The following is a 15578-nucleotide window of genomic DNA, read 5'->3' on the forward strand; positions in this document are numbered from 1 at the left end:
GCCATGGCACTTCCCGACAGGTTCGACGTGACAGTCGCCCTCGACTACTACGCGCCTTATGTCAGCGGTCTCACCGAGGCGGCCAGAATCACGGCCGAGGGGCTGGCCGGTCGCGGCTGGAAGGTCGCGTTGGCCTGCGCCCAGCACGACCCCACGCTGCCGCGGCAGGAGCAACTGAACGGCGTACACGTCTTCCGCGCACCGGTGCTGGCCCGGATCAGCAGGGGCTTCGTCACACCCCGGCTCCCGCTGCTGGCCGCCCGCCTGGCCGCCCGCTCAGACCTGCTCCACCTGCACCTGCCGATGCCCGAGGCCGCCTTCCTGATGGCGTTGCGGCCCAGAGCACGCGTGGTGACGACGTACCACATCGATGCCTTCCTCCCGGACAGCCCCCTGAACCGCGTGGCCATGCGCCTGGCCGACCACTCGTGCCGGGCGACGGTCAGGCGGGCCGACCTGGTGATCGCCAACAGCGAGGACCAGGCGCGCGGTTCGCGGCTGTGGCCGGCCATCCGGCAACGGCCCTTCCGCCCGATCCCCTCACCCTGTGTCGACCGCAGCGGGGGGACCCCGCGGCTGCGGGACGGAGACGGGCTGCACATCGGTTTCATGGGGCGCATCGCCGAGGACAAGGGCATCGAATACCTCATCCGCGCCTTCCAGGCCATCGACGACCCCAAGGCGCGGCTGCTCATCGCCGGTGACTACCGGATGGTCGCCGGCGGGAGCAACATCGACCGGCTCCGTGCCGAGGCCGGTGACGACCCGCGTGTGCGGTTCCTCGGGCTGCTGCGCGGCGAACGGGTCCGCGACTTCTACGCCTCCATCGACGTCTTCGCGCTGCCGTCGATATCCGAATCCTTCGGCATCGTCCAGGTCGAGGCCATGATGGCCGGCGTCCCCTCCGCGACCACCGATCTCGCCGGGTCCCGCTACCCGGTCCAGGCCACGGGGTTCGGCCGACTGGTTCCGCCGCGCGACCCGGAGGCGCTCCGCAGGGCGCTGCTCGACCTGGCCGGGACCTCACGGGCGGACCGTCTGGCGGGCCGGCGCAAAGCCAGGGACCTGTTCGGCGGCGAAGGCTTCCTGGACGCCCACGAGGAGGCGTTCCGCGGTCTGGTCACCCCGAAGCACCGGGCAGCGTGAGAGGACGGACATGCCGGAGTTACGACGAGTGGTCGCGGTGTGCCACCAGTATCCGCCCTGGAACCTCGGGGGACTGGCCGAGTACGCCGAGCGGTCACTGCACCGACTGCACGACGACCACGCGGATCTGAGGCTGACGCTGTTCACCATGAACTGTCCGGGTGACTTCCCGCGGAAGACGCTGGACGCGGACGGCTTCGAGATCCGAAGGCCAGGTCTGCCCAGAAGCCTGAAACGCCGGCTTCTCGAACCGGGAAACCGGACCTCGCTGCGCGGCCAGGGATGGTTCGGCTTGGCCCTGTTGCATTTCAACCTCATGGTCTTCCTGGCGCTGCTGCGCTCCCGGCCGCGTCACGCCGTCGTCGCCGTGCACGACTGGCAGAGCGCCCCGGTGGGGATCCTCGCCGCCGGCCTGCTGCGACTGCCGACCGTCTATCACGTCCACAACACCGAGCTGACGATGGCCGCCGGGTCCGAGATGCCCGACCCGTTCGGGCTGATCGGCACCGTCCAGCGGTGGTTGAGCCGGCTCAGCACCCTGATCATCGTGCCGACTCCCGAGATGAAGGCCCTGCTGATCCGGCACGACTGGCCGGCCGGCCGGATCCGGGTCGTCCCGCACGGCTACGAGGACCACGGTCCCGACCCCGAAGCCGAGGCCGTCGAGGGGGCGCAGCACCGGGCACGGCGGAAACTGGCGGCTGCCTTCGGGTTGCCACCGAAGGCCCGGGTCCTGGTCTTCGCGGGCCGGCTCAGCCGGACGAAGGGCGTCCATCTGCTGCTGCACGCCCTGCCGCTGATCGCGGAACGCCACCCGGAAGTAAGGCTGTTCGTTCTCGGTGCCGGGCTCGCGGGAACCGGCCAGGACGCCGCGGTGGACCACTTGGTGACCGAACTCCGCGTGCGGGACCGTGTGCACGTCTACCACCGCCATCTGCCGTACGACCAGGTGCGGCAGCACTACCTGGCGGCCGATGTCTGCGTCTTCCCCTCGGCTTACGAACCCTTCGGGCTCGTGTCGGTCGAGGCCATGTCGACCGGAGTGCCCGTCGTACTGGGCCCGGGGTTCTCGGAGACCATCGCGTACGACGGGCAGCACCGAGCCGCTCTCCGGATGACCGGTGACAGTCCCGCCGAGCTCGTGCGGCTGGTCGGCTCGCTGCTGGACGACCCCGCCGAAGCGGCGGAGATCGGGCGGCGCGGACGCGAACACGTCCGCCGGTCCTTCCGGTGGTCGACGACGGTCTCCGCGACGGTCACCGTCTACCACCAGGCGATGGCTCTCCGGTCCGGAGGGGAGGAGTGAAGGTGAGCCGCGGAGGGATCAGGCGAATCCGCCGGCCCGTGTTGCGCTGGATGACGGTGGGCACGATCGTCGCCTGCCTGTGCTGGACGGTGCAGGGGCAGGACTGGTCCGCCGCGCGTCCGGTCCTGACGTTGCGGGCCCTGCCGTATCTGACGGCCTCCGGAGCGCTCAACATCCTGGCGCTCGTCTGCGCGATGCTCTCCTGGAGAAGCGTCATGGCCGAAGTCGGACATCCACTGCCCAAGGGGCAGGCGGCACGTATCTACTTCTTCGGTATGACCGCCAAGTATCTGCCCGGCCAGTTCTGGGTGGCGATCACCCAGGCGAGGCTGGCCGAACGAGCCGGGGTACCGCGCAGGGCGAGCATCGCCGTCTTCCTCCTCAACGTCCCGGTGATCCTGCTCACCGGCCTGCTGGTGGGGGCCCTGGCCGGCCCGGGGGTACTGGGCGGCTGGAGCTGGCTGCTGCTCGCCCCGGCCTTGCTGCTCGGCCTCGTCCTCATCAGACCGGCGCTCGTCGGCCGGACAGCCCAAGTGGTGGCCAGGCTGGCCGGAAAGGAGCCGCCCGCGGTGACCACCGGGCCCAAGACCCGTGCCGCGGTCGGCTGGCTGCTCGCCTGCCGGCTGACCTCAGGGCTGCACCTGTGGCTGCTGGTGATGATGCTCGGCGCACCCGTCATGCGGTCCCTGCCGCTGAGCATCGGCGCGTTCTCGCTGGCCGCCGTGTCCGGCATGCTCGTGATCTTCCTGCCGGACGGCGCAGTGGTCCGGGAGTTGCTCATGGCCGGGGTCCTGGTGCGGGTCCTCCCGGTGACCGCGGCGGCGACGGCGGCCATCGCGAGCCGGGCACTGTGCCTGGGTACCGAACTCCTGCTGACGGCTGTACTCCTGGGCAACGCCGCCGTCATCCGCAAACGTCGAGCCCCGGCGAATCAGGGAGCCTGACACGTATGGCGCGCTGCGACGCGGCATCCGGGGCGGGCTGTCCGAGAACGAATGGCCGACACCGACCACGGACGCCTTCCGGACGCGGACCGCAGGACCAGCGGCAACCACGCCTTCGGTCGCCGGCGCTCACGGCTGACCGCACGGCGGGGCGGGAGGCCGGCTTCCCTGCCATTCACCGCTGTTCGAGCAGGCCGGCCGCCCGCCAGACGGGCGGCCGGCCTTTCGTACGCCTTCAGCTCACGACATCCTCCCGGGCTTCCCCGGCAGGAGAGCCCGAAGTGCCCGACAGCCGCCCGCCCTGACCGGGAGCCCGCGCACGCGGCGGCTTCGGCAACCACCGCTCCCTCGCCGAGAGCGTCTCAGGTGCGGGGGTTCAGCACCTCCAGGGCGCCGGTCTCGGTGTCGTAACTGCGCAGGGTGGTGAGCCGGGCCGACAGCGGCGGCGCCGGCAGCAGCTCGGGGACTCGTCGGCCGGCGAAGGCACCGGCCCGCCGGGTCCGGCCGAGGGTGATGTGCGGGCTCCAGCGTCCGGGTTCGTGGAAGGGGTTCAGGGTCCCGGGCGGGCTGTCCGAGACCACCGCCTCCCACACCCGGCGGTGCAGTCCGGCCAGCGCGGAGTCCAGGTCCAGCGCCCAGGCCAGGACCGAGGTGGGCCGCTCGAAGCGGACCACGCCGGTGAACCGCACCGGCAACGGCAGACAGGCGGCCACCTCCGCGAGCTCCCAGCGGATCGGGGCGGTCAGCTCCGGACAGGCGGCCAGGGTGAGGTGCGGACTGTTCGTCGGTGAGCGATGGTGCGCCTGACTGGGCAGGCCCGCGTCGGCGAGCCGCCGCCAGGCATCCCGGACCGCCAGCTCCGCCGCCTCGTCCAACAAGAGCTCGACCGTGCGCACCGCCGCAGCCTACCGACCATCGCCCGCGGCCTCCTCCAGGAGCCTGTCCGCTCATCCCGAGCATCACCAGGCTATGAACGCGACCGCCACCCCGCACGCCCACGACGGGACCCGGCGACACTGCCAGCCGCCCAGCTGGGACAGACACACTTACCGGACCCGTGCGATGCCGGCACCCCTGGTCCGGCCCAAGGCGACGGATCGTTCCCCGGCTGAGACGACGGGCTTGCGGCCTGCCCAGGCGGAGCTCGGCTGTCTGCCAGGCATGCGCCGTCTCCTGTCGGCGGGCCCGGTCCGGTGAGCGCGGCGGCGACGGAGCACGGATGGCCGGCGACGGAACGGCGAGGGCCGAGCCCTCAGCGTCGCCGTCTCGGCGGGCTTGAGCGGCTTGACCGTCATGTGCTGGTAGGTGCGTTCGAGTGCTGCCTCGCGGATCCCGGCGGACCGGGCGGTGAGGTTCACCGACGGCAGGGCGGAAACGGTGACGGTCGACGGGCAGCACCGGAAGGGTCTGCGAGTGCGAACCAGTCGGCTGCTTCGGCGAGTTCGATGCCCGCGTCTCCTGCCCGGTGGAGGGGGACGAGGGCGTGTGTGCCGGTGAGGCGGAAAGTGCCGACGCGACGCAGTGCATCCGAGAGATCCGTGATGACAGGCAGGATCGGCAGACGCTGGCTGTGCTGTTTCCGGCCCGTGGTCACGGGCCGGGGAATGCAGTCCCACGATGAAAGTTGCGTCCGCGTTCCTGGCGACCGAGTGACACGTTCTCCGGTCGTCGGCCGCGAGGTCGTCGGCGCCGGCTCGGCGCTGGAGTGCTTCACCCGGTTCGTGTGAACCTCCGCCCCCTGGCCGCCGGGGCCGGTCCGCCCGGCTTCCTGATCAGCCGGATCCGGCGCTCCGCGAACTAGCGCTGTAATAGAGCGCGCTGGAGCTGTAGACCCCGCAACAAAATTCTGGCATTCTCCGGCGGTCTAGCGCAAAAACCGAAGAACTTCGAGCAAGAGCCATACCTTCGGATGGACGCGCAGCCGCGCCTCGTCTGTCGTGCCGACGGCCGGGGCTGACGATTGGGGTCTCACGTGATCAGACAACGCTTCAGACGACGAGCCTTGGTGGCTGTCGTCACCACTTCGCTGGCGGCCGTGGGCCTGCCGGCACTGGCCGCGACGGCGGACGCTCCAGCGCTCGGCGGCAACCTCGCCCGGGGCGCCGTCGTCACGGCGAGCAGCCACCTCGGGGCGCATGCGGCGCGGCGCGTCACCGACGCCAGCCGCGCGAGTTTCTGGCAGAGCAGGAAGACCGGACGCGCCCAGTGGGTGCAGGTCGACCTCGGCGCGACCAGGCGAGTCTCCCAGGTCGTGCTGAGCCTGCCCGGCACGCGGGCAGCGCGGCCCCAGACGCTCAAGGTGCAAGGCAGCCTGACCGGGCGGGACTTCACGGATCTCACCGCCGCCGAGGAGTACCGGCCGGGTGCCGCGGACTCCGGCCGGATCACGCTGCCCCTCGGCGTCACCACCACCCGCTACGTCCGCGTGCTGTTCTCCACCAGGTCGGGCACGGTGGCGGGGCGGTTGGCGGATCTGGCCGTCCACGGTCCGGCCACCGGCGACAACCAGCCGCCCACCGTTCCCGGCGAAGTGACCCTGACCGGGCCCGGGCACGCGGAGCTGACCTGGCGGGGCGCGCGGGACGACACCAAGGTGACCGCCTACGACATCTACGTCGACGGCCGGTTGCGCACCAGCGTCCCGGCGTCCGTGCACCGCTACACCGACCCGCAAGGCGTCACCGCCGCCGCGTCGTACGTCGTCCGGGCCAGGGACGCCGCGGGCAACCAGTCGGCGGACAGCAGGACGGCCAACCGGGCCCAGGCACCCGGTGACACAGCCCGGCCGGTCGCACCCGCCGCACCGGCACTCACCCCGCGCGCACACGGCAGGACCACGCTGACCTGGCAGGCGTCGACCGACGACGTGGCGGTGACCGGGTACGACGTCTACGCCGACGGCAGGCGGACGGTACGCGTCGGCGCCCGTGCGACCTCGTACACGTTCACCCCGCCCGCGCACCGGACGGTCTCCTACTCCGTGCGCGCCGTGGACGCCGCGGGCAACGTGTCGCAGGCAGCTCCGGCCGTCACCCACTACAGCAGCGCGGACGCCACGACCAACCTCGCTCTCGGCAAGCCGGTCAGCGGGTCCTCCACGCAGCAGACGTACGTGGCCGCCAACGCCGTCGACGGCAGCACGAGCACGTACTGGGAGAGCGCGCCGGGCGGCTACCCGAGCACCCTCACCGTGCGACTCGGGGCGAACGCCGACACCAGCGCGGTCGTCGTCAAGCTCAACCCGGACAGCATCTGGTCGGCACGCAGCCAGACCATCGAGGTCCTCGGCCGTGAGCAGAGCGCGAGCGCCTTCAGCACGCTGGTGGCGGCCCGCAGCTATGCCTTCGACCCGGCGAGCGGGAACTCCGTCACCATCCCGGTGACCGGCCGGTTCGCCGACGTCCAGCTGCGGTTCACCGCCAACTCCGGCGCCACGGGCGGCCAGGTCGCGGAGTTCCAGGTGCTCGGGACGCCCGCGCCCAACCCCGATCTGGAGATCACCGGCCTCACGGCGTCCCCGCAGAGCCCCACCGAGTCGGACGCCGTCAGCCTGTCCGCCACGGTCCACAACCGGGGCTCGGGTGCCTCGGCGGCGACCGGTGTCGACTTCCAGCTCGGCGGCACCAAGGTCGCCACCGCAAGCGTCGGGGCCCTCGCCGCGGGCGCGTCGCAGACGGTCACGGCGAGCATCGGCACGCGCGGCGCCGGCACCTACCCTCTCAGCGCGGTCGCCGACCCGGCCAACAAGGTCATCGAACAGAACGAGGGCAACAACTCCTACAACAGCCCCAGCGCCCTCGTGGTCAAGCCGACCGACACCTCCGACCTGGTCGCGTCACCGGTGAGCTGGTCGCCCGGCGCCCCGGCCGCAGGTGACCCGGTCACCTTCTCGGTCGCGGTCAAGAACCAGGGGACGGTCGCCTCCGCGGCCGGCGGCCACGGCATCTCGCTCACCCTGACCGACGCCAACGGCAGCGTCGTCAAGACGTTCACGGGCTCCTACGACGGCTCCATCGCCGCCGGTGCCACCACGGCGCCGGTCCGCCTGGGCACCTGGACCGCCGCGAACGGCAAGTACACCGTGCGGACGGTCATCGCCGTCGACACCAAGGAGATACCGGCCAAGCAGGCCGACAACACCAGCACCCAGCCGCTGTTCATCGGCCGCGGTGCCAGCATGCCGTACGACGTGTACGAGGCGGAGGACGGCGTCGTCGCGGGCGGCGCCCGAGTGCTCGGGCCGAACCGCACCGTCGGCGACCTCGCCGGCGAGGCATCGGGCCGCAAGGCCGTCACCCTCAACAGCACCGGCTCGTCCGTGGAGTTCACCACCAAGGCCGCCACGAACACCCTGGTGACCCGGTTCTCCATCCCCGACTCCGCGAGCGGCGGCGGCACCAACGCGTCCCTCGACCTCTACGTGGACGGCACCTTCGTCAAGGCAATCGACCTCACCTCCCGGTACGCCTGGCTCTACGGCGCGGAGACCAGCCCCGGCAACTCACCGGGCGCGGGCCCGGCCCGGCACCTCTACGACGAGGCCAGCGTCCTGCTCGACAGGACCGTCCCGGCGGGCAGCAGGATCAAGCTGCAGAAGGACGCGGCCAACACCTCGCAGTACGCCATCGACTTCGTCAGCCTGGAGCAGGCCACCCAGATCCCGAACCCGGACCCGGCCGCCTACACCGTGCCGGCCGGCTTCTCGCATCAGGACGTGCAGAACGCCCTCGACAAGGTCCGGATGGACACCACCGGCACACTCGTCGGCGTCTATCTGCCCGCCGGTGACTACGACACGGCCGGCAAGTTCCAGGTCTACGGCAAGGCCGTCAAGGTCGTCGGCGCCGGTCCCTGGTTCACCCGCTTCCGTGCCCCCGCCGGGCAGGAGAACACCGACGTGGGCTTCCGAGCCGACAGCACGGCGTCCGGCTCGACCTTCGCGAACTTCTCCTACTTCGGCAACTACACCTCGCGCATCGACGGCCCCGGCAAGGTCTTCGACTTCTCCAACGTCGCGAACATGACGATCGACAACATCTGGAACGAACACACGGTGTGCCTCTACTGGGGCGCCAACACCGACAACATCACGATCAAGAACTCGCGGATCCGCGACACCTTCGCCGACGGCGTCAACATGACCAACGGGTCCACCGACAACCACGTCGTCAACAACGAGGCGCGGGCCACCGGTGACGACAGCTTCGCGCTGTTCTCCGCCATCGACGCGGGCGGCGCGGACGAGAAGAACAACGTCTACGAGAACCTGACCACGCTCCTCACCTGGCGGGCCGCGGGTATCGCCGTGTACGGCGGCTACCACAACACCTTCCGCAACATCCGTATCGCCGACACCCTCGTCTACTCCGGCATCACCGTCAGCTCGCTCGACTTCGGCTACCCGATGAACGGGTTCGGCACGGATCCGACGATCCTGGAGAACATCACCGTCGACCGCGCCGGCGGCCACTTCTGGAACGGCCAGACCTTCCCCGGCATCTGGCTGTTCTCCGCGTCCAAGGTCTTCCAGGGCATCCGCATCAACAACGTCGACATCACCAGCCCGACGTACAGCGGCATCATGTTCCAGACCAACTACTCCGGAGGCCAGCCCCAGTTCCCGATCAAGGACACCGTCCTCAACGACATCTCGATCTCCGGCGCGCACCGCAGCGGCGACGCCTACGACGCCAAGTCGGGCTTCGGGGTGTGGGCGAACGAGATGCCCGAGGCGAACCAGGGGCCGGCCGTCGGTGAGGTCACCTTCAACCGGCTGACGCTCAGCGACAACGCCCAGGACATCAAGAACACCACGTCCACCTTCAAGATGACCATCAACCCGTAGACGCCGGCGGCACGGCGACGCGGGTGGTGCGGGAGACAGGTTCTCCGGCACCACCCGCGTTCGTCGTCTCCTCACTGTCCAGGGCCTGGCGGAGGAGACCAGCAGGGGCTGCGAGGGCAGGCGCGCGTCTCCCTGCGAGTGAGGGCATGCCGAGGGGTCCGGCCCCGCGACAGCGGAGCCGGACCCTTCACCCGCGCCGGATGGTCCGGCCTTCCGGTGCGCAACTGCTCACATCAGGACGTGTACGCCTCGACCTCGCTGAACTGGGCCGCGGGCCAGCCCGTGTTGGCTGTCACCCGGATCCGCAGGTAGCGCGTGCCGGTGCCGGCGGGCAGGGTCACTGTCGCCGTGTTGCCGGTCGCCGGGTCGAATCGGTAGGCCTTCGACGCGAGGAGGTCACCGAAGGACGACCCGTCCGTGCTGCCGAGCACCGACAGGGTCTCGGTCCGGGCCCCCCACGCGGTGGCGGGCGGGAGCTTCAGGACGACACGGCCCACGCTCCGGGTGGCGCCGAGGTCGACGGTCAGCCACTGCGGGAAGGCGTTGTTGGTGCTTTCCCAGTACGAGTCGGCGTCACCGTCGACCGCCTTGGCCGGCACGTACACGTCCGTGCTGCCGCTGGCCGTGACCGGGCGCCCCTTGGCCAGGTTCCCCGTCGGAGTGGGCGGCGGGGAGGTGGGCGGCGGGGTGGGCTCCGTACCGCTGTGGTCGTAGTTCGGCTTGGGCCACTCACCGCAGTAGGTGGCCGGGAGTCTGCTGTTCCAGCCGGAGTTGCCCGCGCCCTGGGTGAGGGACAACTGGCTGCCCAGGCAGCTGTAGAGCGGCTCGGTGAAACCGAGGTGCTTGGCCGTGACGTTGGTGAAGGAGGCCGACGCCGGGTCGTTGAACTGCATGGCGAAGGTGCCGGTGCCGTCGATGTTGACGTTGTTGAACTCGACCCCCTTCGTGGTGCCGGAGACGAACATGATGGCCGAGTAGGAACTGTCCAGGATGTCGGTGTCGGTGACCTTGACGGTCGCCTTGTCGATGGCGCCGGCCCGGGCGTCGAACCAGATCGCGCCGATCGGGAACGGCCAGCCGGTGTCCGTGTTGCCTGCCCGGATGGTGGTGTTCCGGGCCAGCGTGAAGGTGCCGGAGACGTCGGTGCCGTTGCCGGGGCCGACGCCCGTGAAGCGGTTGCCGACGTGGATGCCGCCGCCGTTGGTCAGTGTGTCGGCGACGACGTTGTCCGTGACGGAGATGTCCTTGCCGCCGTAGACCGCGATGTTGTTCGCCAGGATCGGCGCCACCACGGTGTTGTTCTTGAAGGTGTCGCCGACGTTGTTCCTGGTGTCCGCCCACATGGCGAGGCCGTCGTCACCCGTGTTGCGCAGGAAGGTGTTCTCCACCGACGAGTTGGTGACACCCCAGTGGAAGTTCACGCCGTCGGCCGTCTGGTCGAGGATCCGGCTGTTCTTGATGTGGAAGTTGTCCATGGGGCCGTCCATCCAGGCCCCGACCTTGGTGTGCTGGATCCACAGGTTGTCGACCGTCGAATCGCTCATCGCGCCGCCGAGCCCGTTGACCTGGTCCTCGTCGATGCGCTCGGTGATCTCGCCGATGAGGGCGAAGTCCTTGAGCGTGACGTTGCGGCTGGGTCCGCCCGCCTCCTGCGGGCGGATCTGGCCGCTGTAACCGCCGCCGCCGACGTATTTGCCGTAGATGCCCGCGGCCCGGGTGCGGTCGGTGGAGCTGCGTCCGGTGAGCACGGAGTACCAAGGGCCGGCCCCGCGCAGGGTCACCTGGTCGACCACCACATGGTCGGTGAGCCGGAAGGTGCCCTGTGGTATCCAGACGGTCCTGGCCTGCGCCTTGCCCGCGTCCACCGCCTTCTGGAACGCGGACGTCGAATCCGCGGCACCGGAGGGGTCGGCGCCGTAGTCCGTCACGGACAGCGAACCGGCGGGCTGCGTCACGGGCGCGGCGACCTGCTCGAAGTCGGCGAGGTCCACGGTGGCCGACGGGGTGGCGCCGGTCGAGGGCAGGGTGACGCGGACCTTCGCGCCGGCGGGCAGGGTCTTGCCGAACAGGGCGCGGGTCTCGTCGTAGAAGTGGTGCGGCTTGTCGCCGGGGGAGTTGGTGAACGGGTAACTCCCGTAGAACCAACCGTACTTGGAGGTGAAGGTCAGGTCCTTCAGCCGGGTTCCGTCCGCGCTCAGCTCCATGGGCGCGGTGATGCCCGTACCGGCCGCGTTGTCCGGCACGCTGTAGCGCACCGTCACCGCGTTCGCGGGCTGGGTGAGGGTGAACTCGACGTACTCGCCCGCCGCGTCCAGCTTGACCGCGCTGCGGCCCGACGCCTCGGACGGCAGCGAGGTGTAGGTGCGGTCCGGGCCGAGCACGGTGCCGTTGGTGCGCGCGGCCTCCGCCTCCAGCTCCGTGAACGGGACGGTCGCGCCGCGGCCCGCGACGGCCAGCGGGGAGAGGGGGGCCGTGAGGGCCTGGGCGGTGCCGGCGGTCTGGGCGAGGGCCGCGACAGCCCCCGTGCAGGCCAGTGCGGCTCCCAGGACGGCGGCGAGCCACCGTCTCGGTGTGGGCCTGGTGGTTGTCTCCATGTGGTTCTGCACCTTCCTGATGCGGGGGAGGGGAAGTGGCGTGTGCAGTGCTTCTCCGGTCAGGTGGTCCGGCAGGGGGGTCAGGCCCGCAGCCAGACCGCCGTGTCCTGCGGCAGCCGGCCCTCGTCGTCCAGAGGGCCGCTGGTGAGCAGGACGGCTGTGTGGCGCGGGAGTTCGACGGGTTCCGCAGCCGTGTTCAGGACGCAGACCAGGCCGTCCTCCCGGGCGAAGGCCAGCACGTCGTCCGGGGCGGCGAGCCAGCTCAGCGGTCCGTCGCCGAATCCGGGCTCGGTGCCGCGGACGCGCAGTGCCGTGCGGTACAGGGTGAGCATCGACCCGGGATCGGCGGCCTGCCGGTCGGCCGCGTACGAGCCCCAGTCCGCGGGCTGCGGCAGCCACGGCTCGGCCACCGAGCCGAATCCGTGGTGCGGCTCACCCGCGGCCCAGGGCAGCGGCACCCGGCAGCCGTCCCGGCCCGGGTCGAGGCCGCCGGAGCGGAAGTGCATCGGGTCCTGGATGTGCTCTGGCGGCAACTCCACCTCGGGCAGGCCGAGTTCCTCGCCCTGGTACAGATAGACGGCACCGGGAAGCGCGAGGGACAGCAGCGCCGCGGCGCGAGCCCTGCGGGTGCCGAGCGCCAGGTCGGTCGGGGTGCCGAAACGCTTGGTGGCGAAGGAGAACCCGGACTCCGCCCGCCCGTACCGGGTGACGGTCCTCGTCACGTCGTGGTTGCACAGGACCCAGGTCGCCGGCGCCCCGATGCCGGCGTGCTCGGTGAGGGTGCCGTCGATGGACTGGCGCAGCTCGGCCGCGCACCAGGGGCGGGTCATGAAGTCGAAGTTGAAAGCGGTGTGCAGTTCGTCGGGGCGCAGATAGCGGGCGAAGCGCTCGGTGTCCGGCAGCCACACCTCGCCGACGAAGACGGCGCCGTACTCGTCGGCGACGGCACGCCAGGAGCGGTAGATGTCGTGCAGTTCGTCGCGGTCGACGTACGGGTGCGGATCGTGCCCCTTGACGAAGTCCGGCAGCTCGGGGTCCTTCGCGAGCAGCGCGGCGGAGTCGATGCGCACTCCGGCCACGCCCCGCTCGAACCAGAAGCGCAGGATGTCCTCATGCTCCCGGCGGACGGCCGGGTGCGCCCAGTTGAGATCGGGTTGCTGGGGCGTGAACAGATGCAGGTACCACTCGCCGTCCGGGACCCGGGTCCAGGTGGCGGCACCGGGAAACTCCGACGGCCAGTCGTTCGGCGGCAGTTCGCCGTGCTCACCGCGGCCGGGGCGGAAGTGGAACAGCTCCCGCTCCGGGCTGCCGGGTCCGGCGGCGAGCGCCGCCCGGAACCACGGATGCCGGTCGGACACGTGGTTCGGCACGATGTCGACGATGGTGCGCAGACCCAGCTCGCGCGCCTCGCTGATCAGCTTCTCCGCCTCGCCGAGCGTGCCGAAGACCGGGTCGATGGCACGGTAGTCGGCGACGTCGTAGCCCCCGTCGGCCAGGGGTGAAAGGTACCAGGGCGTGAACCACAGCGCGTCGACGCCGAGGTCGGCCAGGTAGGGCAGCCTGGCGCGCACTCCCGCGAGGTCACCGGTGCCGTCTCCGTCTCCGTCCGCGAAGCTGCGCACGTAGATCTGGTAGATGGCGGCGCCACGCCACCACTTCTCGTCGGCCGGGTCCATGAGGGTTCCTTTCGGGCATGCGTGGTCTCGCCCACGGCCGTGCGGCGTGAGCGGCGTCTACGGGCTCGGCGCTGTGTGCCGCGGCGCCCTGCCGCCCCCCGCAGCGGGGGCGGGGAGGGGCGGGCGAGGCAGTGCGCGGCCACGGGGTGGCCGCGGTGCCGGTGTCGCGGGCGGGCTCAGCCCTTGGTGCTGCCGGCGCTGATCCCGGCGATGATGTGCCGCTGGAAGACGAGGAACATGGCGACCATCGGGATGCTGGCGATCACCATCGCGGCGATGAGGACGGTCAGCTGGATGTTCTGCGAGAGCTGCACGAGGGCCACGCTGATCGGTTGTCTGTCCGGGTCGGAGAAGACCATCAAAGGCCACAGGAAGTCCTGCCACACGGCGACCAGGGCGAAGATGGACACCACCCCCAGTACCGGCCGGGACATCGGCAGCACCACCGACCACAGCGTGCGCAGCCGGCCGGCGCCGTCGAGTTCGGCGGCCTCCAGCACATCGCGCGGGAGCTGGTCGAAGAAGCGCTTGAGCAGGTACAGGTTGAACGCGTTAGCCACGGCGGGCAGCCAGATCGCCAGCGGGTCGTTGAGCAGGTTGCTGTGGATCAGCGGCAGGTCGGCCACGGTGAGGTACTTGGGCACGACCAGTGCCTGCGCGGGGACCATCAGGGTCGCCAGGATGCCGCCGAGGATCACCTTGCCGAAGGCGGGTCTCAGCTTGGACAGGGCGTACGCCGCGGCGGTGCAGAAGACGATCTGGAGCAGCCAGGCCCCGGCCGCCTGGACGACCGTGTTCCACAGGTGCTGGGGCAACTGCATCAGGTCCCAGGCATCGGTGTACGCGCTGATGTGCCACTGGTCCGGCACGAGGGTCGGCGGTGTGCGCGTCACCTCGTCCGGCGACTTCATGGCACCGGTCGCCATCCAGTAGACCGGGAAGAGGAAGGCGAGGGCGAAGGCGACGACGACCGCGCCGAACACGCTCCAGTAGACGGCCTTGCCGCGTGTCCTGGACAGCGTGAGCGGCGACACGAGGGTGCGCACCGCGTACCCGTTCTGTCTGGCGGGCATGATCGCTGTTCCTCCTCTCAGTCGTCGGCGCGGGTGAACCGCAGATACAGGGCGGAGAACGCGCTCAGCAGCACCAGGAGCATGACGCTCAGGGCGCAGGCCCCGCCGAAGTCCTGGTAGAGGAACGCGTACTTGTAGATGAGGTAGAGCACCGTCACGGTGGAACTCTCCGGCCCTCCGCCGGTGATGACGAACGGCTCCGTGAACACCTGCATGGTGGCGATGATCTGGAGAAGCATCAGCATCAGCATGATGAACCGGGTCTGCGGGACGGTTACATGCCGCACCCGCTGCCACAGGTTGGCGCCGTCCAGCTCCGCCGCCTCGTACAGCTCGCCCGGGATGCCCTGGAGGGCGGCGAGGTAGATCAGAACGGTGCCGCCCATGTTGGCCCAGGTCGCCACGATGACGAGCGAGACGAGTGCGGTGTCGGCGCCGTTGGTCCAGTTCGAGGTCGGCAGGTGCAGGAACCGCAGCGCCTCGTTGGCCAGGCCGGCACCGGGGTCGTAGAACCACTTCCACAGCAGCGAGCTGACCACCGGCGGGATCATCACCGGCAGATAGACGACCACGCGGAAGAAGGCCCGGGCATGGCGCAGTTCGTTGAGCACCAGCGCCATGACGAAGGGGACGGCGAAGCCGATGAGCAGGGCCAGCGCGGTGAACACCAGCGTGTTCCGCCAGGCGGTCGAGAACTCGGGGTCGTGGAGGACATGGGTGAAGTTGTCCGTGCCCACCCACTGGGGTGCGGAGCCCGGCGTGTACTTCTGGAAGGCGATGACCACCGCGCGGATCGCGGGGTACCACGAGAACAGGGCGAAGCAGAGCAGGCCGCCGGCCAGGAAGGCGTAGGCCCGGGCCTGGTCGGCGAGTGTGCGCCGCCAGGGCGCGCCGCCGCGGCCCGGTGCGCGCGGCTTCGGGGCGGAAGGCGGCGCGGCGGTGGCGCGTACGGGGGCCGGGGCGGCCGCGCGTTCGGCTGCGGTCTTCATGGTGG

The 15578-nt window shown here is 70.5% G+C and carries 9 protein-coding genes; 4 read left to right on the forward strand and 5 right to left on the reverse strand.

Features of this window, described 5'->3' with window-relative positions; all coding sequences use genetic code 11:
* The first annotated feature begins 3 nt into the window (after positions 1-3).
* The 3 genes from ACZ4SV_RS31865 to ACZ4SV_RS31875 are packed head-to-tail and all read left to right on the forward strand — an operon-like array spanning position 4 to position 3396.
* Positions 4-1146, forward strand: coding sequence for a glycosyltransferase family 4 protein (locus ACZ4SV_RS31865; RefSeq protein WP_468008590.1), 1143 nt, complete (start codon positions 4-6; stop codon positions 1144-1146).
* 10 nt (positions 1147-1156) lie between these two features.
* Positions 1157-2452 (forward strand): glycosyltransferase family 4 protein, encoded by a 1296-nt coding sequence (locus ACZ4SV_RS31870; RefSeq protein WP_468008594.1) that lies wholly within the window; start codon positions 1157-1159, stop codon positions 2450-2452.
* A 50-nt stretch (positions 2453-2502) separates the two neighbouring features.
* A complete protein-coding gene (locus ACZ4SV_RS31875; protein ID WP_468008597.1) occupies positions 2503-3396 on the forward strand; it encodes a lysylphosphatidylglycerol synthase domain-containing protein in 894 nt (297 codons plus the stop codon).
* Positions 3397-3758: 362 nt separating this feature from the next.
* Here ACZ4SV_RS31875 and ACZ4SV_RS31880 read toward each other — a convergent pair whose 3' ends face one another.
* Positions 3759-4292, reverse strand: a complete 534-nt coding sequence (locus ACZ4SV_RS31880) for a 2'-5' RNA ligase family protein (protein ID WP_468008600.1) — start codon at positions 4290-4292, stop codon at positions 3759-3761.
* A 1109-nt stretch (positions 4293-5401) separates the two neighbouring features.
* Between ACZ4SV_RS31880 and ACZ4SV_RS31885 the strand changes: the two genes are divergently transcribed.
* On the forward strand, positions 5402-9241 hold the full coding sequence (locus ACZ4SV_RS31885; protein WP_468008604.1) for a CARDB domain-containing protein: 3840 nt from the start codon (positions 5402-5404) through the stop codon (positions 9239-9241).
* Positions 9242-9474: 233 nt separating this feature from the next.
* Here ACZ4SV_RS31885 and ACZ4SV_RS31890 read toward each other — a convergent pair whose 3' ends face one another.
* From ACZ4SV_RS31890 to ACZ4SV_RS31905, 4 genes are all read right to left on the reverse strand, one after another.
* Positions 9475-11835: a discoidin domain-containing protein gene (locus ACZ4SV_RS31890; protein ID WP_468008606.1), complete on the reverse strand. Its 2361-nt coding sequence runs from the start codon at positions 11833-11835 to the stop codon at positions 9475-9477.
* Between the two features lie 80 nt (positions 11836-11915).
* A complete protein-coding gene (locus ACZ4SV_RS31895; protein ID WP_468008610.1) occupies positions 11916-13511 on the reverse strand; it encodes a glycoside hydrolase family 13 protein in 1596 nt (531 codons plus the stop codon).
* A gap of 176 nt (positions 13512-13687) precedes the next feature.
* A complete protein-coding gene (locus ACZ4SV_RS31900; protein WP_468008613.1) occupies positions 13688-14584 on the reverse strand; it encodes a carbohydrate ABC transporter permease in 897 nt (298 codons plus the stop codon).
* A 17-nt stretch (positions 14585-14601) separates the two neighbouring features.
* Positions 14602-15573 (reverse strand): carbohydrate ABC transporter permease, encoded by a 972-nt coding sequence (locus ACZ4SV_RS31905; protein WP_468008614.1) that lies wholly within the window; start codon positions 15571-15573, stop codon positions 14602-14604.
* Between the last annotated feature and the right edge of the window lie 5 nt (positions 15574-15578).

It is taken from the genome of Streptomyces sp. NPDC027672 (assembly GCF_055566335.1).

What these genes read in the sequence shown, in the direction of transcription:
- ACZ4SV_RS31905 (WP_468008614.1), bottom strand. Translation starts at nt 15,573, where the DNA reads ATGAAGACCGCAGCCGAACGCGCGGCCGCCCCGGCCCCCGTACGCGCC.
- ACZ4SV_RS31875 (WP_468008597.1), top strand. Translation starts at nt 2,503, where the DNA reads ATGACGGTGGGCACGATCGTCGCCTGCCTGTGCTGGACGGTGCAGGGG.
- ACZ4SV_RS31865 (WP_468008590.1), top strand. Translation starts at nt 4, where the DNA reads ATGGCACTTCCCGACAGGTTCGACGTGACAGTCGCCCTCGACTACTAC.
- ACZ4SV_RS31890 (WP_468008606.1), bottom strand. Translation starts at nt 11,835, where the DNA reads ATGGAGACAACCACCAGGCCCACACCGAGACGGTGGCTCGCCGCCGTC.
- ACZ4SV_RS31895 (WP_468008610.1), bottom strand. Translation starts at nt 13,511, where the DNA reads ATGGACCCGGCCGACGAGAAGTGGTGGCGTGGCGCCGCCATCTACCAG.
- ACZ4SV_RS31870 (WP_468008594.1), top strand. Translation starts at nt 1,157, where the DNA reads ATGCCGGAGTTACGACGAGTGGTCGCGGTGTGCCACCAGTATCCGCCC.
- ACZ4SV_RS31900 (WP_468008613.1), bottom strand. Translation starts at nt 14,584, where the DNA reads ATGCCCGCCAGACAGAACGGGTACGCGGTGCGCACCCTCGTGTCGCCG.